Source organism: Cupriavidus sp. 01L45, assembly GCF_056399885.1.
In genome coordinates, this window is sequence record NZ_JBFTSG010000017.1 from 72937 (window position 1) to 92729 (window position 19793).

General features: G+C 65.0%; 17 protein-coding genes. 12 read left to right on the forward strand and 5 right to left on the reverse strand.

Annotated elements, in window-relative coordinates:
- Positions 1–27: 27 nt before the first annotated feature.
- From AC1DT6_RS13855 to AC1DT6_RS13865, 3 genes are all read right to left on the reverse strand, one after another.
- Positions 28–996: a phosphatase PAP2 family protein gene (locus tag AC1DT6_RS13855; protein ID WP_477102637.1), complete on the reverse strand. Its 969-nt coding sequence runs from the start codon at positions 994–996 to the stop codon at positions 28–30.
- 49 nt (positions 997–1045) lie between these two features.
- Positions 1046–3343 carry a spermine/spermidine synthase domain-containing protein gene (locus tag AC1DT6_RS13860; protein WP_477114735.1) on the reverse strand — a complete coding sequence of 766 codons (2298 nt, stop codon included), beginning with the start codon at positions 3341–3343 and terminating at the stop codon, positions 1046–1048.
- 192 nt (positions 3344–3535) lie between these two features.
- Positions 3536–4840, reverse strand: coding sequence for an MFS transporter (locus tag AC1DT6_RS13865; protein ID WP_477102639.1), 1305 nt, complete (start codon positions 4838–4840; stop codon positions 3536–3538).
- A gap of 77 nt (positions 4841–4917) precedes the next feature.
- Here AC1DT6_RS13865 and AC1DT6_RS13870 point away from each other — a divergent pair, with 77 nt between their 5' ends.
- Complete coding sequence (locus AC1DT6_RS13870; RefSeq protein WP_477114736.1) at positions 4918–5922, forward strand: LysR substrate-binding domain-containing protein; 1005 nt, start codon at positions 4918–4920, stop codon at positions 5920–5922.
- Here the strand turns inward: AC1DT6_RS13870 and AC1DT6_RS13875 are convergent.
- Positions 5919–7079, reverse strand: coding sequence for a M48 family metallopeptidase (locus AC1DT6_RS13875; RefSeq protein WP_477114737.1), 1161 nt, complete (start codon positions 7077–7079; stop codon positions 5919–5921). The two genes, AC1DT6_RS13870 and AC1DT6_RS13875, sit on opposite strands and share 4 nt — an antisense overlap.
- 77 nt (positions 7080–7156) lie before the next feature.
- Complete coding sequence (locus tag AC1DT6_RS13880; RefSeq protein WP_477102640.1) at positions 7157–8245, reverse strand: YjgN family protein; 1089 nt, start codon at positions 8243–8245, stop codon at positions 7157–7159.
- Positions 8246–9506: 1261 nt separating this feature from the next.
- Here AC1DT6_RS13880 and AC1DT6_RS13885 point away from each other — a divergent pair.
- From AC1DT6_RS13885 to AC1DT6_RS13935, 11 genes are all read left to right on the forward strand, one after another.
- Positions 9507–9695: a Flp family type IVb pilin gene (locus tag AC1DT6_RS13885; RefSeq protein WP_477102641.1), complete on the forward strand. Its 189-nt coding sequence runs from the start codon at positions 9507–9509 to the stop codon at positions 9693–9695.
- A gap of 107 nt (positions 9696–9802) precedes the next feature.
- Complete coding sequence (locus AC1DT6_RS13890; RefSeq protein ID WP_477102642.1) at positions 9803–10330, forward strand: A24 family peptidase; 528 nt, start codon at positions 9803–9805, stop codon at positions 10328–10330.
- A 396-nt stretch (positions 10331–10726) separates the two neighbouring features.
- Positions 10727–11578, forward strand: coding sequence for a Flp pilus assembly protein CpaB (gene cpaB, locus AC1DT6_RS13895; protein ID WP_477102643.1), 852 nt, complete (start codon positions 10727–10729; stop codon positions 11576–11578).
- Positions 11579–11644: 66 nt separating this feature from the next.
- The gene (locus AC1DT6_RS13900; RefSeq protein ID WP_477114738.1) at positions 11645–13573 is read left to right on the forward strand and encodes a type II and III secretion system protein family protein; all 1929 of its coding nucleotides are present in this window, start codon (positions 11645–11647) and stop codon (positions 13571–13573) included.
- 38 nt (positions 13574–13611) lie between these two features.
- A complete protein-coding gene (locus AC1DT6_RS13905; protein ID WP_477114739.1) occupies positions 13612–13920 on the forward strand; it encodes a hypothetical protein in 309 nt (102 codons plus the stop codon).
- A 75-nt stretch (positions 13921–13995) separates the two neighbouring features.
- Positions 13996–15207: a CpaE/TadZ family protein gene (locus tag AC1DT6_RS13910; RefSeq protein ID WP_477102646.1), complete on the forward strand. Its 1212-nt coding sequence runs from the start codon at positions 13996–13998 to the stop codon at positions 15205–15207.
- 64 nt (positions 15208–15271) lie between these two features.
- On the forward strand, positions 15272–16627 hold the full coding sequence (locus tag AC1DT6_RS13915) for a CpaF family protein (protein ID WP_477102647.1): 1356 nt from the start codon (positions 15272–15274) through the stop codon (positions 16625–16627).
- Between the two features lie 31 nt (positions 16628–16658).
- Positions 16659–17633 (forward strand): type II secretion system F family protein, encoded by a 975-nt coding sequence (locus AC1DT6_RS13920; protein WP_477102648.1) that lies wholly within the window; start codon positions 16659–16661, stop codon positions 17631–17633.
- 49 nt (positions 17634–17682) lie between these two features.
- Entirely contained in the window at positions 17683–18639 is a 957-nt protein-coding gene (locus AC1DT6_RS13925; protein WP_477102649.1) for a type II secretion system F family protein, read from the forward strand.
- 57 nt (positions 18640–18696) lie between these two features.
- Complete coding sequence (locus AC1DT6_RS13930; protein ID WP_477102650.1) at positions 18697–19158, forward strand: TadE/TadG family type IV pilus assembly protein; 462 nt, start codon at positions 18697–18699, stop codon at positions 19156–19158.
- Positions 19158–19790, forward strand: coding sequence for a TadE family protein (locus tag AC1DT6_RS13935; RefSeq protein ID WP_477102651.1), 633 nt, complete (start codon positions 19158–19160; stop codon positions 19788–19790). The genes AC1DT6_RS13930 and AC1DT6_RS13935 overlap by 1 nt, the downstream gene beginning before the upstream one ends.
- Positions 19791–19793: the final 3 nt, after the last annotated feature.

Here is a 19793-nt window from a genome sequence, read left to right on the forward strand (position 1 = left end):
TGAAGCGGGCGCCGCGGCGCATCCCGCTCAGCGCGCCCGCCCGAACCTGCCTGCAGGCACGAGCGGTATTGCCGCAACCCACTGCAGTGGATTGCCTGCGCGCCGCAACGCGCGCACCAGCGCCGCCGTGATCGCCCACACGGCCACGCCTGCCAGTACGTCGGCCAGGTAGTGGCCTCCCTGGGTCGGCGTGGACAGGATCATCACGACATTGAACGGCAACACCACGATCAGCGCCAGGCGTGACCACCACATCGCCTGGATGAACAGCAGCCCCATGACCGTGTGAAACGATGGCATCGAAACCAGGCCCTGCGCCGCTTCAAGATCGAACACACGCAGCGTGCCGTCGCGCAGGGGAATGAAGTGGGACGTCTGCGCCAGCTCCGCCGCCGACACGCCACCGAAATAGTGATAAGCGCCGCTTGCCGGGAACGGCGTCGACACGAGCAGCACCAGTGACAACGAGATGAACAGGCCGGACAGGAACTCCCGCAAGCTGGCTACAGGGCCAAACAAGGCGATCGCCAACGGAACCAGAAACAGCTCCATCCGACCCGAGTTGTAGCACCAGTCCAGCGCTTCGCTCAGCTCGGTCCGCGCACGTACCCAGGCATGCACGGCCGGCCAGTGGAAACCCAGCGCGGCATCCGTGGCGGCAAGCTGGCCATCGATCAGCGGCGGCGCCAGCGTGACCAGCAAATACGAAAGCACGCACATGCTGCTCATGAACACCGTCAGCCAGCAAAGGCTGTGCATCGCCACGGCCAGTTCACCGATGCGCAGCCTGCGCGATGACTGGCGGCTGGCCACAAGGACGAGGAAGCCGCTTATCGCGCCAAGCGCGGCGAAGGCTTGCAACCGCCCCTCGAGCCCCTGCGCGCCGATTGTCCTGCCGCTGCTTTTCAGCCACAGCGCTTCGACGGCCAGCAACAGCAGGACCAGTCCCCACCTTATCGTATCGCCCCGCGTCCAGAGCCTGCTATCCGATGTCATGCTGCCTCCCCGTGCCGGCCAGCGTGCGGCACCGCCGATTAGGCGGTCCTCAATCAAGCCCCATCAAATGACGCCACTCGCTGCCCATGTTGTCATCGGTAACCACCGGCAGCCCTGCCGTGCGAGCCAGGATGCCCGGGCRTCCCTCTATCACATTGGAGCGCCCAGCCTCACCGCTGTCCTGGGCAGCTTTCCACTCGCCCAGCATGCCATCCACGATGCGGCGATCGTGGCCGCCGCCTGCGTCGAGCACCGGGCGGCCGTCGATGCGATAGGCGGCCAGCGTCTTGCGCCAGTGCTCGAAATCCCATGCCAGCGGCGCACGCGATACTACGACGTGGTTCTTGAAACGGGCGCCGTGCGGGAATGCCAGGCAAGCCGTGCGCTGGACCCGCGGCGAATCGGTGGTGTTGTAGTAGAGGACGCCCCCCGGAGCCAGATGCGCGTCGGCCAGGCGAAGGAATTCCATGGACAATAGATTGGTGGTATTGGCCCTGAAGTGCCAGGTCGTGTTCGACACGATGGCATCGAAGCGCCGTTCGGGATGCATGCGCAGCCATCGGCGCCCGTCGTCGGTCACGATCCGCACCTTGGGATTGCTGAGCACGGAGGCCTCGGCCGGCATGCGCGCCACCAGGTCGACATAACCAGGGTTGATCTCCACGATGGTGAGCGAGCGCACCTCGGGATTGTTGGCGATCACCTGCGCCCACGAACCGGACGAGAGGCCAATCATCAGAACATCGCGCGAGTGCGGCTGGAACAGGTTCAGTGCATAGGGCCGGATGATGCCGTTGGTGTCATTCCGCAGGTCGACATTGAAACGGCCGTCATACATCCCGCCGCCGTACACGGCGCCCTCGCGGTCCACAGCGATGATGCCGCTGCGATTCTCGATCACGTGGGCAAACGGTCCCTTGGGGTCCGGCGCATCCTTCCACAGCAGCGCCTCGAGCACGCCGCGGCTCGACACYGGCAGCGCCACCACGGCCAGCACCCACAGCGCGGCGGCAGCGCCCGCATGCCAGCGCCGCGTCTGCCGCGACAACGGCAGCCATGCGTTCAGCAGGACGGCGCATGAAAGCCCGGCGCATACCAGCGCCACGCCAATGCCAACCAGGCTGATATGCTCCATCAGGATGAAGCCGGTCAGTATGCTGCCTGAGGCGGAGCCGACGATGTTCGCGAGATACAACAGTGCGGTGCGCATGCCCGCCCGGTGGTCGGCCGCGACACCCCAATGGGCCAGACACGGCAGCAGCGCGCCCCAGCCTCGCGCGACCAGAAACACAACCAGCAACATGGCGCAGAGCAACACGATCCCGGGCACGGCGAGATGCGCCAGCAGGGGCAGGAACAGCAGACCCGCAAGGTTGGCCGTGAGCATCCCGCCAGCCAGCCTGCGCATGCCATGCCCGACCGCGGCACTACACCAGTCCCCGGCCTGGCGCGCTCCCGATGCAATACCGATCAGGAAGATGCCAAGGGTCAGCGCGAATGCGGAGGCGTTGCCCCCGGTGGCATAGGACATCGTGCGAAAGAAGAAGATCTCGTACGACAACGAGATGGCCCCACCGGCGCAGGCAAGTACCAGCACCGCGCCAAAGCGCAGGACGGGCGCGGCAGCCGCCGCCCGCTGCGCGATGGGCGCAACACCATCACGCCCATCGCCTGCGCGCCAGTGCGCCACCAGGGCCCCCAACGCCACCGTGACATTGATGGCAACTGCCACGTACACCGTGGCCCGCATGCCGAGAAAAGGGAACAACCCGAAAGCGCCAATCAGGCAGGCCGCGCCGGCACCCAGGGTATTGACGTAGTACAGAAGCCCGACAGAACTGCCCACATTGCCGGACCGGCGGGCAAGCTGGCCGACGAGCAGCGGCAGCGTCGCGCCCATCAACAAGGTCGGCACCAGTACCAGCGCCAGTGCAAGCGCCGCCGTCGCGCTCAGCGGCAAGCCCAGTGCGAAGGCCCCCACCCGGTCGAAAACGTCGAGCGACACCAGGCCGAAGGCGCCGGTGAGCAACTCGATGGCGGCCAGCAGCGGAAGCAGCGCCAGGCCGCGCCGCCTCGACAACAAGCCGCCTGCCAGGCTGCCGAGTCCCAGCCCCAGCATGAAGGCGGTGACGACGATCGTTACCGATTCGATATTGACGCCGAAGATGCGAAACAGGGCGCGCTGCCACACCAGCTGATAGATCAGTGCCGGGAATCCGGAGAAGAAAAACAGGACGCAGAGGGTGCGTCGCCAGCGCAAGGCCTGTGCGCCAGCCGCTGCCATGCGAATGTCTTCTGGCAGGGCGGCCGCCGGCACGGCGCCAGCAACCGGATTGCTCAGTTTCATGGGACCCCCTTCCCGTTTTCACCTTCCGGTCAGGTACCGCCGAGCCTGCCGGAAAGCCTTTCGAGCCACTGTATGTCATGGCGTCCCGATCCGGGATCGGCTTTTCGGGGGGTCATCCCAATGGACTAGCATGGCCTTGCGGGCCAGCGCGCGACGCCGGGGCGGCGTCTGTCCAGCCTGTCTATATAGAGGTCATTGCGCCGATGCCGCGTGGCCGGCGGCCGCGCGCTTGCGGCCCGTCGCATACCAGATTGCCGCCGCCACCTGCAGCGCCACCAGGCCGCACCATACCGCGAGATGGGCCTGCCGGGGATATTGGCCGCCCGTTGCCGGCCACAGGTCTAGCACCAGCCCCACCCCGACCTGGCAGGCAAACGTCGCCAGGAACACGGTCAAGGTCAGCGCCGTGGTGGCGCGGCCGATCAGTGCATCGGGAAAGCTGCGCGCCAGCACGGCGTAGGCTAGGATGCCGCTCGATCCGAATACGCCGTAGGCCGCCCATGTCAGCGCCGGGGGCAGCGGCGCGCCGGCGATGATCAGGCACTGGATCACGATGAACCCGCTCATGCCGGCGCCGGCGAAGGTGTACAGGCTCACGCCGGCGCGCTCCAGATGCCGTGCGGCCCAACCGGCACACACGCAGCCGCCCATCATGGCAAAGCCGATGACCGACACCAGGCGCGCGCTCTGCTCCGGCGAATAGCCGGCCACGTCACGCAGGAACGCCCCCACCCACAGGGTCTGCACCGCGAGGAAAACCCCCTGGTTAAGCAATGCCAGCGGCACCACGCGCAGGAAGCGCTCATTGCGGAACACCTGCCAGGTGCCGCGCAACTGATCCGCCAGGCGCTGCTTGCCGGCGCGGCTGGTATCGGGGGCGCCGAACCACAGCAGCGCTGCCATGGCCAGCGTCAGCGCGGCCAGGCCGTAGCTGACCGTGCGCCAGTCGGTCCAGGACAGCAGCCAAGCCAGCGGCGCGCCGACCACTACGGCGCCGAGGCCGCCAATCGCCATCACCACGCCATTGAGCAAGGGCATGCGCGACAGCGGGAACCAGATCGACAGGGCCTGGATGGCGGCGCCCAGGCAAACCGAAACGCCAACCCCGATCATCAGGCGCCCTGCCGCCAGCGCCGCCATATTGGGCGCGGAGGCGAATACCAAGGCACCCGCCACGGCAGCCAGCAGCAACGCGGCCTCGGTACGGCGCGGGCCGAAACGGTCGAGCAGCAGCCCGGCCGGCAACTGGGCACAGGCGAAACCCAGGAAATAGAAGCTGGTCAGCAGGCCCAGATCGGCTGCACCCAGGCCCATCTCGCGGGTCAGGTGGGGCGCGAAGCCTAGGTTGACGCCCCGGAAGATATAGGAAACCAGGAAACCGAGCGAAAAAATGCACAGCACGCGCCAGCGTGCGGCGGCTAACGGGGGAGCGCTAGCCCGCGTGGTGGCAGAAGAGGCGGAAGAGGCGGAAGAGGAGGATGAGGAAGCAGAAGTCATGTCTGCATTGTCGCCAGTCGCCCGGCGCAACACCAACGAAAGATACCCGCYGCAATTGTGAGTAGAATTTGACGGCAATGACCTCCAAACACCCAAAAGCCTCCCAGGCCGGCCTGCCGGTCCAGCCCGCCGGGCACGACGAACCCGCCGGACTGGCCCCGCCGCCCGAGCCGCACCGCGCCCAGCGCCTGCCTCACCTGCCCGCGCTGCAGGCCTTGCGCGCGCTCGAGTCAGCGGCGCGCCACCGCAGTTTCTCGCGCGCGGCGGAGGAGCTTGCGCTGACCCACAGCGCCATCAGCCATCATATCCGCGCGCTGGAAGACAACCTGGGTACCAAGCTGTTCCAGCGCACCGGCCACCTGATGATGCCCACCAATGTGGGCGCGCGGCTGGCGCAGCGCGTGCGCGACGGGCTTGGCGAACTGGAAGACGGGCTGCGCGAGGCCAGCAATGGCGGCGCCCCGCAGGTAGTGCGGCTGGAGGTCAGCGTCATGGCCGATCTCGCCAACGCCTGGCTGATCCGCCGCTTGCCGAGCCTGCATGYGGCGCAGCCGGGACTCGACCTGCACCTGCGGCTACACGCCGAGATCACGCCGCCCGATCCGTACTCGGTGGACGTGGGCATCTGGCACCAGCGCGTGGACCTGCCCGGCTTTGCCTGCCACAACCTGATCGAGGACCATGTGATCGCCGTCGCCAGCCCGGCGCTGCTGGCGCGCTATCCCGGCTTCACGCTGGCCGACCTGCCGCGCCTGCCGATGCTGCGCTTCGCCCTGCGGCCCTGGCGCGACTGGCTGGAAAGCGCCGGCCTGCCTGGCACCGAACCCGAGCGCGGGCCGATCTTCCAGGACGCGGGCATGATGCTGCAATCGGCGGTGGCGGGCCTTGGCGTGGCCACGGCCCGCCTGCAACTGGCCCACGATTACCTCGCCAGCGGCGAACTGGTGCAGCTTGGCACCACTAGCATCCCGTCCAGCCTGCACTACTGGGTCACCTGGCGCGAAGGCAATCCGCGCGAGAAGGCGATCCTGCAGTTTCACAGCTGGCTGCAAGGCCAGGTGGCGGCTTCGTCCGGGGACTAGCGCCCCGCCGCGCGCAGCGCTTCGATCCGTTCTCGCGTCAACGGATGGGTGGAGAAGAAGCTGCCGCCATCGTCGTCGTTGCCGGCATCCTCCGCGGCGCGGCGGCTGCGCCGCTCCCGCTTGGTTTCCCGCTCGGCGGAGGCGGCCGACGCGCCGCCCTGCCCTCCGGACCCGGCCTTGGCGGCCTCGTCCTCCGCCTGCTGCTCATGCGCGGACTCCAGCGCTTGCAGCACGTCGGCGAACGCCGACACGGGCAGCCGGTTCTCCTGCATGACCTCCAYCGCGTACGCATCCGCGTCGCGCTCGTGCTCGCGTGAATAGCGCAGGGTCAGGATGGCGGCGGGCACCCCCGCCAGCACACTGGAATAATCGCCGAAGAAATACGCCGCCAGCGCACCCACGGCCGAGGCCTGGAGCACCTGCTGCAGGCCATGGCGCTGGGCCACGTGGCCCGCCTCGTGAGCCAGCACGCCCATCAGGCCGGCGCCCGGGCCGGCCAGCTTCACGAGTTCGTCGGTCACCACGATGGTGCCGCCCGGCAAGGCCAACGCATTGGCCCCGAGCTGGCCGCCCCGGCGAAAGAGGATGCGGTACTGGTGGTCCGGATCGGGCGGGCGCCTGAGCGCGGCGAAGCCGGCGCGAATGCGCTCCTGCTCCGCCACCGGCAGGGCCGAGGGCTTGAGCAGGCCGCCGTCGATGCTGCCCAGCGTGGCTTCGCCAATCCGCGCCTCCAGCGCAGCCGGCACGCTGCGCGCCACCACGCCGGCGCCCCACGGCAACACCACGAAATATCCCGCCACCAGCACCGCGGCCAGACCCAGCACGGACAGCGCCGCCAGCCGCCAGCTGTTCTGCGCCCTCACCACCCAGCCCTCCCGGTGGCCGCTGGCCGCCAGCAGCGCGGCAAAGCCGGCGTGGTCCGTGACCTCGCAGAAGGCGCCGTCGGCAAACGTCACCAGGCGCGGCGCGCGCCTGACCCGCTCGGAAACGCGCAACGCCGCCAGCGGCGCGCGGCGCAGCACCGAGCCATCCGCTTCGCGCAACACCGCGTCGCGCCCTTCGATCGATAGCAAGCACGCATGGGCGCGCGACGAGCGGCCGTCGAAGTAAGTGGCCGCAACCGCGGCGGCGGCCGGTGCTTGGGCAGAAGCCTGCATCAGGGTCCTGGGATCGGAGTGAACCGGGTGGTAAGAATGATCATGGCGGCCAGGGGGTATCAAGGTGCCCGGCGCGCTCAGAGTGCGATGTCGATGTCGTACCAGTCCACCGCGGCATCGCCCAGCGCCCCGACCTGCTGCGTCTCGCCGGCCACGAAGGCATCCAGCGGCCCGGCTGCGAGCATGGTCATGCACTCGATACGGTAGCGCATCGAACGCACCCGCGCGAACGGCATGAACAGCCCCAGCGTCAGCACATTGGCGATCATGTTGGTTGCGAAGATAAAGAACAGCCGGCTCGCCTTGACCTCGCTGCGAAACGCGTGCGGCGCCAGCGTGGTGTGGTTCCACACCAGGTTCTGCAGGCGGGCCATGAAGAACGGGCCGACCGCCATCAGCGCCACGTAGAAGCCGATCACGGCCATGCCAATGGCCAGGAACGGCGCGCCATGCGCCACGCCTATCGCGTTGCCAAGCAAAGCGCCGGCAATCGACGTCACCGCCACCACGGCCAGCATCATGCCAAAGGCGCGCAGATAGACGCCATAGAAGTCGCCCGCGGTGGCGTCAATACCAAAGGGCGCCGTGCCGAAGCGGGTGTTGTCATGCTGGTACTGCTTGAAGCGCTGATGCGCCAGCGGCGCCAGCGCATACAGCGTGAACACGCTCAGCACGGGCCAGAGCAGGAAGACCTTGTAAGCCAGGGCGTCGCCGCCGGTGAAGGCAAAGCGCAAGCCACGGTAGCTGGAATTGGCCATGCGAAAGCGCAGCGAGCGCACCAGCAGCAGCGGGAACACCGCTGCCAGCGCCAGGCCCAGCGCCACGGCCAGGAAGGGGGAAACATGACTGCTGAGCTGGAAGACCACGGCAAGGCCAAACACGATGGCGCGGCCCTTGAGGATGGCAGAGGCACGGCCGTGGTAGTCGAAGCTGGCGCCGTCCAGCCGCGTGTTGCGGTAGAAGTACTGCATCGTCCGAACCTTGGCCCAGGCCGAATAGATGCCCAGCGTGACGATGCTCAGCAAGGCATTGACGATCCAGATACGGAAATATTCGGAACCCGAGCCGATGAACTCGAACTGCAGGGGGCGCGGCTGGCCAGCAGGCACCGGCGCTGCGGGTGCTTCGCCTGCCGTCGGCTGAAACGCGTTGTTGTCTTGCTGCATCCTTGTTCTCTCCCGTGAAATCTGCAATTGGCATGACGCCGGCGAATCACATTTGCTTGTAAGCCGTGCGCACGATATTCCTCATCCCCGCATTGCGGCCAGCAATGTATCAGGAATGCAACCAATTCGATCGTAGCCGGCCCGGAATGCAGGAAGTTCCCCCCTCATCCAACTAGGCGAGGAACGCGCCGTGCCAATGTGAGCCGGTCAACATTCGTAACTCACACGGGCTACATCTTTTGTCGCCTGCGCCCCTTCCGGCACGCGCGCCGCACGGCAAAGCTACGGTCCGGGCAAGCCATGTGCTTTGGCGTGCATAAGCTATTTGCACTGCGTTGTATCACGCTTGCAACCATTCATACGGTCGTGCGGCGGCTGCTCCACCACCCGCCACGCCCTGCGCACTTACCCTCATCCCGCTGCCGGGGCATGACCGGCAAACACATCATATGCGTCTATTGATGCACCTGACAAAGCCTGCAGGCCATGAAAACATCACTATTTTGCAGCCTCGCCATATTGCAGTGCACGCAAGACGGGTGCAAGGCAGTAACACCAAGGAAACATCCTGTTACAAGAAATCGAAGATGTAACAAGTGGCAAAAAAACATCACCAATGTAATCAATAACTTAGGTCGACTGGCACGTTCGTCGCTCTTATGCTCGTTACAAAGACCAGAGCGACCGGAACAGACAAGCACGGTACGCCGAGGATGCCGAAGCCAAGGGGGTGCAAACCGCCAGCAAAGACATCACGAGAACAAAGACTTGAACGGGGGGTGGGGTGGTGGCCGTGACAGGCAACTGCTTCGCGGGGAGGTTTGGCGCTGGGTCAGCGCAAATTTTAAGAATCCATGGCCCACGCCGCACACGGTGGAAGGCAAAGCACCGGCGCGACGATCACAAGCAGTCTTGTAGCATTTTCAGGCGCGGGACCGATTCCTGAGGGAGGAAAAGAATCGGCCCGCGGCACCTACCAAGGCGCAATAAGCCGCAAGAAACGGCAACGCGCCAGGTGAGGACCAGATGGTTGGCACGCCAGCCTGACGGGTTCCCTGGAACATGGTGGAGCTGGGAGGCCCGCCTTGTCGAGTTGCGCACCGGGGAGACAGCGGTTCCTAGACCGCTGTAGCGCCAGCGTGTACCCGTCATCGAGGAATCCCCCCTGTCTTGGCCATGGCTGGCACTTCCAGCCGAATCCTGTGCCCGATCTTCAGCGGGCGCTTTTTCCCCTTTAAACCATGACGTGAAGGAGATGGACATGAACACCATGTTCGAAGGCATCAAGCGTTTTGTCCGTGACGAAGATGGCGCCGCTGGCATCGAGTATGCCTTGCTACTCACATTCGTGGCGCTGGCCATGATCGTGGCAGGCCCGACGGTCAAGAGTGCGGTCGGCACCATCTGGACCAATATCAGTAACGCCTTGACCGGCACTGCCGCCACGTGATCGAAAGCAGCATCACGGCCCAGCCGGCTCCTGAAGCCGGTTGGGTCGTGCCAGCGCTGCTACCACGGCAATTTTCGTGCCCCTTGTACTTTTTGCAGGATAGAGCCATGAGCACGTTCGACCCCGTCGCATCTGGACTCGTGCTGGTCATGGTCGCCATTGCCGCCGCCAGTGACCTGCGCAGCCACCGCATTCCCAACTGGCTGGTCGCAACGGGCTTGCTCGCGGCACTCCTGCTGCAGGTTTTCGAACATGGCGCCAGCGGCGGCTCGCGCGCATGGCTAACTGGCGCTCTTGCCGGACTGGCTCCGTTCCTGGTGCTCTATCTCGCGGGCGCCGTCGGCGCCGGCGACGCCAAGCTCATGGCTAGCATCGGTGCCTTCGTGGGCGTACAGCCGGCGCTACAGATTGTCCTGGCGAGCTTTCTGGTCGGAGGCGTGATGGCGCTGGCCATCATGGTGGCGCGCAAAAACGCGCGCCAGACCCTCGCGGGCCTGTCCGCGCTGCTGCTGTGGCTGCCATTCAGCTGGCGCGCCACCGCGGCAGACACGGCCAAAACGCAGACAACTGCGCGCCTGCCCTACGCCGTGGCGCTGGCCGGGGGCGTACTACTGGTGATGACAGGCACGCTCTGAAGCGCGGATCGGTGTGCCCAGAACATAAGTACACAGGCCCCGCGAGCGGGCCGGAAAGGGAGAGAAGAATCATGTACGAGCACACATCGGCTGTCTCGGCCTCATCCGCGCCTGCGCAGCGGCGCCGGTGCAAGACACCTCGGCAAGCTCGCAACACCCTGCCACTGGCGGCATCACGTGGAGCACGACAAGTCCCGCGCCAGCAGGAAAAGACCGGCGTCAACACGCGGCTGGGTGACCGACGACCTCGCCGCCAGGGACACTGCATTTTCGCCCGCCACTGAACACTGCCACACGGTTTGGAAGACATGGAGCTTGGCGTAGCCGCCAAGGGGGCGCGCTCGTGCCTAGCCTGGCCGCGCCGATGCCGCGATTCACACTGGGGAGGACCATCAAATGAGAAACGTACGCGCAATCGTGATGCTGCTGGTGGCGGCCCTGGCCGGCCTGGCCGCGGTCGTGCTGGCCTCGCGCTGGATGATGCAGCAAAGCTCCGGCAGCGTGACCAAGGTCGTGGTGGCAGCCACGGACATCAATCTGGGGCAGCGGCTCGCTCCGGAGTTCGTCAAGACCGTCGACTGGCCGCGCGACAGCCTGCCGCCGGGAGCCCTGACCGAGCAGAAGCTGATCGATGGGCGAGTGACCAAATCCAGCGTCATGCGTGGCGAGCCCATCCTGGAATCCAAGCTAACGCCCGTCGGCACCCGCGGCGGACTCTCGGCGGTGATCGCCGAAGGCAAGCGCGCCATCACCGTGCGCGTCAACGACGTGGTTGGCGTAGCGGGCTTCGCACTGCCCGGCAGCTTCGTCGACATCATCGTGAACACCCAGAAAGATGCGAACAAGGGTGATGCCTCGGCGCAAAACGAGCAGTCCATTTCGAAGATCGTGCTGGAAAAGATCCTGGTCCTTGCCATCGCGCAGGAGGTCAATCGCGATGAGACCAAGCCCAAGGTGGTCAACGCCGTGACGCTGGAAGTCTCGCCCGACGAAGCCGAGAAGCTCGATCTGGCGCGCAGCGTGGGCACGCTCTCGCTGGTATTGCGCAACCAGATCGATCCGCGCCCCGTCGACACCGCGGGCGCCACCAAGCGCAGCCTCCTCAACGAACCCGTGATCAAAGCCGCCGTGGCCGTGCCGGTGGTGGCCAAAGCCGTCCAGGTCGTGCACCGCATAACGGAAAAGAAGATCGCCACCAACTGTGTAGGCGTCATCAGTGGCATGCAGCAAAACCAAGAATGCTTCTGATGCACAGACGTTGAGATTGCAAATTGCCGACCCCTTCACCAGGGTCAACAACCGGGGGGAATTCAAATGGACCGATACCACCACCAGGAGGGCAGCCTTCGCACCTGCGCGGCTCGCAGCGGCCCCACACGACGGAGCCTCATCACGCTGGCCGTGCTGTCGCTATCCAGCATCTGGCTGGCCAGCGAGCAAGCCCAGGCAGCCGATGCCGCGGCTGCCGGCCAGCCGGCAGCCGCCAATCCGCAGGCCATGAAGCTGGCCGCCAACGGCCCGATCCAATTGACCATTGGCGCGGCCAGCGTACCCCCGCCACCCAGCGATACCGGCATTAGCCGCGGACCCAACTGCAGCAGCGCAGCGCGCGAGCCACAACAGGTGATCGTGCCGGTCGGCAAGTCCCGCATGCTGTCTCTGCCGGAGCCCGTTCGTACACGCACGCTAGGCAACCCCAGCGTGGTGCAAGCCATGCTGGTGTCGCCACAAACCCTCTACCTGCTCGGCCTGGACGTTGGCACGACGAACATGATCGTGCAGGGCAAGAGCGGCGGTTGCACGGTGATTGATGTGACCGTGGGCGCAGACCCCGGCGGCTTGCAGTCGACCTTGCACGAACTGCTGCCCCAAGCCAGGCAGGTGCGTGTCGCCTCTGCCGCGGATAGCCTGGTGTTGAGCGGCAACGTGCCCGATTCCACTGTGGCGCAGATGGTAATCGACATCGCCAACGCCTTCGTCGCGCGGCAGACCCGCAGCCCGCTGCAAGCGCCGCAGCAGCAGATAGGCGCCCCCGTGGGCCAGAATCCGATGCTGGCCATGGCCGGCACCAGCATGGGCGGACTCGGCATGCTCGGCGCCGGCGCCAACGGCGGGCAGCCGCTGCGCAGTCCACGCATCATCAATATGATGACGGTGGACTCGCCCCAACAGGTGATGCTGGAAGTCAAGGTCGCTGAGGTGTCGAAGACGCTGATCGACCAACTCGGCGCCGCAGCCAACCTGAACGGCGCCTTCGGCAGCTGGACCTTTGGCCTGCTGGCCAATTTTCTCTCCGGCGGCGCGGGAGTGATCTCCGGCATGAAGTCGAACAACCTGCCCTTCAACTTCCAGATCGATGCGCAGAAGGGCGACAGCTTGTTCAAGATCCTGGCTGAACCCAACCTGATGGCCATCAGCGGCCAGGAGGCGAGCTTCCTCGCAGGCGGCAAGGTGTTTATACCAGTGCCGCAAGCCTCCAGCGCCGGCGGTACCACCATCACCCTGCAAGAGGAAACCTTCGGTGTCGGCCTGCGCTTCACGCCAACCGTGCTTGCCAACGGGCGCATCAACCTGAAGGTGGCCCCGGAAGTCTCCGAGCTCTCGCCGACCGGGGTAGCGCTCACCGCGCCCAACCTTGCCGGCACCACCATCCTGCCGCTGATCACGACCCGCCGCGCGTCCACCACGCTGCAGGTGATGGACGGCCAGAGCTTTGCCATTGGCGGCCTGATCAAGAGCAGCGTCACGGGTAGCCTGAAGGCGCTGCCGGGCGCAGGCGAGCTGCCTGTGCTGGGCAACCTGTTCCGCAGCACCAACTTCCAGCAGGACAAGAGCGAACTGCTGTTCGTGGTCACGCCTCGCCTGGTCAAGCCGCTGCCGGCCAACTTCCCGATGCCGACCGACTCCTTCGGGCCATCGACTCGCGGCGAGGTCTTCATCAACGGCAACATGGAAGGCCATCCTGTGGTCGACAATCCGCAGGGCATGCCGCCGGGAATGYCCGCTCCGCAGACACCGACTGGTGCCCCGACCGCACCGATGGCACCTGCCCCGGTCGCGCCGACCACCAGCACCTCGCCCGCAGGCAGTGGCCGCGACACCGCCGCGGCCCGCGCCCTCGTGCCTTCGAGCAATGCCTTGCCGACAAGGACCGGCAGCGACACGGCATCACCCGCAACCGCCGACGCGCCCTTGCCCACGGCAGCCGCGGCGCCAGCGCCGGCCTCCGGCTCCGCGCTGTGAGCCCGGTACCGGCGGACCGCAATGAACAGGGGAATATCATGAAGATCCGGAACCTCCTTGCCACCTCCACCCGGCTTGCCGCCGTCGCCCTCGTCGCCGGCCTGGCCGGCTGCATGACCACCACGCCGGTGTATGACACGCGCTTCGGCGATGCCGTGYGGACCGTGCGCGCCATGCAGACGCTCAACCCGGACGCCTCGATGAACACGGACCCGGTGACCGGCGTCGACGCACGCAGCGCCACCTACGCCATGGACCGTTACAACACATCGTTCCGCAATCCGCCAGTCGACAGCAATGCCTACGCGGTCGGGGTGGGCAGCTCGGCCTCTGGCTCCGCGCCCTGACCGCGTGGCGGCACGCGCCGGCCCAGGACACCGCCGCATGCCGCCAAGGCAAACCGAAATTTGGGAGAAATCGAGATGGCAAAGCTCATTCTGGTCTCGGCCGACGAGACGCGGGCCCGGCAGATGTCCGCGATGGCAGGACAGGTCATCACGCACCGGCAGGTGCAACTGGTCTGCGCCGACCCGGAGAAGGCGCTCGGCATGGCAGGGCTGATCCACCCATCCGACTTCCTCATCTTGCTGGCCGACGATTTCAGCATCAACGTGCTGGAGCGCTTGCGCCAGCGCTTTCCCGAACCCGGCGATGTTCCCTGCATCCTGGTCACGCCGTCGCCATCCACTGAGCTGCTGATGCGCGCCATGCGAATGGGCGTTCGCAGCGTACTGCGCTGGCCGCTGGATTCGCGCGAATTCAATGAGGAGCTGGAACGACTGGCCGTCAAATCGCAGGGAGGCACCGAGACGGAGGCCCGCACGCTGACCTTCGTCTCATGCAAAGGCGGGAGCGGCACCACGTTCGTTGCGGCCAACCTTGGCTATGCCATCGCAGCCAACCACGGCAAGCGCGTGCTGCTCGTGGACCTGGTTCAGCAGTTCGGGGATGCCGCCTTCCTGGTTACCGACAAGGCACCTCCGGCTACGCTGACGGACATTTGCCAGCAGGTGGACCGGCTGGACCTTGCCCTGCTCGACGCCTGCATCACCCACGCGCATCCGAACTTTGATGTCATCGCTGGTGCCGGCGACCCGGTGAAAGCGGGAGACATCAAGGCTGCCCATATCGAGAGCATCCTCGACCTGGTGAGACCGGTATACGACGTCATCATCTTCGACGTCGGCCAGGACATCAACCCTTCCACGATTATGGTGCTGGACCACAGCGACAGGATTTATCCGGTCATGCAGCTTAGTCTGCCGTACCTGCGCGCCGGACGGCACCTGATGGAGATATTTCACTCGCTAGGCTACCCGTCCGACCGCCTGTACATCGTGATCAACGAGTACGAGAAGCATTCGGCAGTCAGCTTGCGCACGATGGAAGACACGCTTGGCGCAAAAATTGCGCACATGCTGCCGTCCGATCCAAAGGCGGCCCGAGACTCGAGCAACCAGGGCGTGCCCATACTGCAGTTGGCCGAGCGCAACCCGATCTCGCGCGAGTTGCTGCAGATGGCCGATGGCGTCTACCCGAGTGCCGTGAAGAAGAAGGAGGGCCTGCTGCAAAAGCTGCTGGGCCATCGCAACCGCCGGGCCACCCAAGTCCAGTCCATCGAAAAGCATGCATAGCCACGCGGCGGCAACGCTCAGCCCGGTACGATCATAGGCGCACGGCGCCCTGCGGAGAATCAATATGTCACTGCGCGAACAACTCATTGAAAAGGCCGGCGAGACCGTGGCAGAGCGGGTCGGCCCCGTCAGCACCACCGCGAATGCCGCCTACCAGCAGCTAAAGATTGAGATCCACGAGGCCATCATCGAGCGTGTGGAACTGGAAAAGCTGCAGCGCCTCACGCCGGAGCAGGTGCGCCGCGAACTGGCACTGATGGTCGAGCGCATTATCGAAGAGCGCAACGTGCCCATCAATGAGACCGAACGCAAGCGCCTGGTATCGGACGTGCGCGATGAGATGCTGGGCTTCGGACCGCTAGAACCGCTGCTCAGCGATCCCACCGTTTCCGACATCCTGGTCAATACGTCAAAACAAGTCTACGTGGAACGCCGCGGCAAGCTCGAACTGACGGCCGTCACCTTCCACGATGACGCCCACCTGATGAAGATCATCGACAAGATCGTGTCACGCGTGGGGCGGCGCATCGATGAATCCAGCCCGATGGTGGACGCTCGGCTTCCCGATGGCTCGCGTGTCAATGCCATTATCCCGCCCTCGGCGGTAGACGGCCCGCTGTTGTCGATCCGGCGTTTCTCCGTCAATCCGCTGATGGTCAAGGATCTGGTGGAATTGCAGACGCTCACGCCACCGATGGCTCAACTGATCGAAGCCATGGTCAAGGCCAAGCTGAATATCCTCATCTCGGGCGGCACCGGCAGCGGCAAGACCACCATGCTCAATATCCTATCGGGCTTCATCCCGGCGAGCGAACGCATCGTCACCATCGAGGACGCGGCGGAACTGCAGTTGAGGCAAGACCACGTGCTGCGCCTGGAGACACGGCCGCCAAATATCGAGGACAAAGGCGAGATCACACAGCGGGCGCTGGTCAAGAACGCGCTGCGGATGCGCCCGGACCGCATCATCCTTGGCGAAGTCCGTGGCGCCGAAGCACTCGACATGCTGCATGCCATGAACACCGGGCACGAAGGTTCGCTCGCCACCATCCACGCCAACACGCCTCGCGACGCACTGACCCGGCTCGAAAACATGGTCAGCATGTCCGGCCTATCGCTGCCGCCCAAGACCATGCGGCAGCAGATCACTTCGGCCATCACCGTGATCCTGCAGGTGTCGCGGCTGACCGACGGCAGGCGCAAGTTGATGAGCGTGCAGGAGATTACCGGCATGGAAAGCGACATCGTCAATATGCAGGAGATCTTTACGTTCAAGCGCACGGGAGTGGATACGGAGGGGCGTGTCAAAGGGCATTTCTGCGCCACCGGCGTGCGACCCCATTTTTGCGAACGCCTGCAGGCCTTCGGCCTGAGCTTGCCGGATCGGTTGTTCGAGCCCTCACTCCGCTTCGAGGTATGAGCCACCCGCCCTCTGCGCAGGAGATCAAATCATGAACACAACCCTCGCTGGCTTCGCCCTCGCGCTCTTCATCGCCATCGTGCTGCTGATCGTCACCACCTACCTGTGGTGGCAAGGCAAGCACAGCACCGGCGCGCGACGCCTGGGCCGTCGCCTGCGCTCTGTGGCAGAGGCGGCCTGGCAGCATGAGCCTTCGTCCATCATGAAGGAACGCACGCTCAGCCGTTCGGCGTTCGTCGCGAACTTGCTGCGCAAGCTGCCGCGCGTCCGCGCGCTGGACCAGTTGCTGATGCAGTCCGGCCTCTACTGGAACGTGTCAACCTTCCTCGGCTTCACCTTGCTGCCCGCGGCGGCGCTGTATCTCACGGCCATATTCCTGGCCGTGCCCGCCCTGCCGGCGAGTGTCGCGGCCCTTTGCTGGCTGCCGGTACCACTTTGGTTCGTGAACAAGCGCCGCACCCGTCGGCTGCAGCAGATCGAAGCACAGCTTCCAGAGGGAGCCGACCTGATGAGCCGCGCGCTGCGTGCCGGCCACTCCTTCTCCAGTGCGCTCGACATGGCCGGCGATGAATTGCCAGACCCGCTGGGCGCCGAGTTCCGTCTTACCTTCGACGAGATCAACTATGGGGCCTCGATGCAGGACGCCTTGAACAACATGGCCTCCCGCGCGCCACTGCCCGACCTGCGCTACCTGGTGATCGCTGTACTGATCCAGCGCGAGTCCGGCGGCAACCTGGCGGAGATCCTCGGCAACGTCAGCCACATCATCCGCGAGCGGATGAAGCTGATGGGCCAGGTCCGCGTGCTTTCGGCCGAGGGCCGCCTTTCCGGCGTGATCCTGTCGGTGCTGCCCTTTGGCCTGGCTGGCGCAATGTATCTGCTTAACCCGGAGTTCCTCACGCCCCTGGCGACAGATCCCGTAGGCCCGTGGATCGTGGGCTATGCCGTTGGCCTGATGATGCTTGGCCTGATATGGATGCGCAAGATCGTACGCATCCACGTCTAGGCATAGCCGGTTCCAACATGAAAGAGGATGGGCGCCGCCCAGCATAATCATGAGACTCGAGCAAATTCTCATCCTGGTCTTCACTTTCCTGCTAGCCTTTGGCATAACGCTGGCCGCCATGACATTGCTGCAGCGCGACGAACTGCGGCGGCGCATCTCCCAGGTAACCAGGGCCGCTACCGGCAGCGACGGTACGCCGTCAGTGCTGCAGGACAACTGGATGCACAAGCTGGAACGTGTGTCCAAGCCCTTGGCCAAGCTCGCGGTACCCAAGGAGGGTTGGGACGGTTCCGCAATGCGCACGCGCTTCATGAACGCCGGCTGGCGCAACTCCTCTGCCATTCCGCTCTACTTTGCCGCGAAGACGGCGCTGGCCCTGGCGTTCCCGCTGCTGCTGTTCTTGCTGACGGGCGGAGTAATCAGCGAGGACAACCCCCGTCTGCTGCCCACTGCCCTTCTGGCCATCGCCATTGCCGGCTTCTACCTGCCTGACCTGGTCTTGCGCAGGCGCGTCTCGCAACGCAAGCAGCAAATATTCGAGACCTTCCCCGATGCCCTTGACCTGATCACTGTATGTGTCGAGGCAGGACTCGCGCTCGACGCGGCGCTGCTCAAGGTGGTGGACGAACTGCGCGGCCAGCAAGGCGCGCTGGCGGAGGAGCTCGAGTTGCTTGTGCTGGAACTGCGCGCTGGCCTTTCGCGGGAGAAGGCACTGCGCAACCTCGCGCTGCGCACCGGCGTGGAAGACGTCGACATGCTGGTCAGCATGCTGATCCAGGCCGACCGCTTCGGCACCAGCGTCGCCGATTCGCTACGCGTGCATGCCGATACACTACGCGTAAAGCGGCGCCAGTACGCCGAGGAACGTGCAGCGAAAATCTCTGTCAAGCTACTCTTTCCGCTGATCTTCTTTATCCTTCCGTCGCTGTTTGTCGTGCTGCTCGGCTCCCCCGCCATTCAGTTCTATCGATCGCTGTTCCCCTACATGATGGGTACTTCCGGCTGACGGGAACAAGCCATGTGCTCCAGACCGGCAGCGTAGGAACAGACAAGGGGTTAAGCCATGCATACCCAGGGAATCAAGAGATCACGGTGGCAGCGGGGGGCCAGCGCAGTGGAGTTTGCGCTAGTGGCCCCGCTCTTCTTCCTCCTGCTGTTCTCCATCGTCGACTTCAGCGCGATGATGTGGGCCAATCTGACCATGCAGCATGCCGTGCGCGAAGGGGCACGCTACGCCATCACCGGGCAGAGCAGTTCGCCACAGCGCTACCAGGCCGTGCTGGCGAAAATCCATGACAGTTCGCTGGGCGTCTACGACATGTCAAACGCCACGGTCAGCACCTGGGTCAACGGTACCAGCCAGAGCAATGGCAACAGCATGTTTGGCGGCGCCGGCGACATCGTGGTGATCGAAGTCAACTGCTCGTGGCCGCTGCTCACGCCGATGGTCGCAGCCTTCTTCAAATCCACGGGCGGCAAGTACAACTTCAGCGTGGCTGCCACCATGCGCAACGAGGCCTTCTGATGAAACGCACCCGCCCACTGCCCCGCAGGCGCGCCGCGCGCGGCATCGCCAGCATCGAGTTCGGCATCCTGCTGCCCATCTTCATTTTCCTTACGCTACCGGTGATCGACTTCGCGCGGGCGATCCAGGCCAATCTGATCCTGGTCAACCTTACGCGCGAGGGCGCCAACCTGGCTTCGCGCAGTTCGGCTTATACACCGCAGGTCATCATGAACACGCTGGCCCAGACCACGCCGCCTTTGAAGATGAGCCAGCGCGGCATGATCTACATCACCAAGATCATGGGCAATGCCGAGACCTGCGCCGGCAAAGGCTGCGTGCGCAATATCGTGCTTGAGCAGTATCGCTGGACAGGCGGCTGGTCCCTGGGCGGCACGGTACCAGGGAGCCAGGTGTGGAACTGCGGCACCGGCAGCGGCTCATGGGCGAGCGACGGAAGCTGCAGCGGCCTGCCCACCGGCGGCACCTCCTCGCCCACGGCTAATGCGATGGCCGGCCTGCTTAACGACGGCGAAATCGTCTTCGTGGTCGAGTCCTACTACAACTTCGACATGTTCTTCAAGGGACTGACGATGGGTGTGCTGAAGATGCCGGATATCGGCCCCAATTTGTATTCGGCCACCTCATTCTGACGC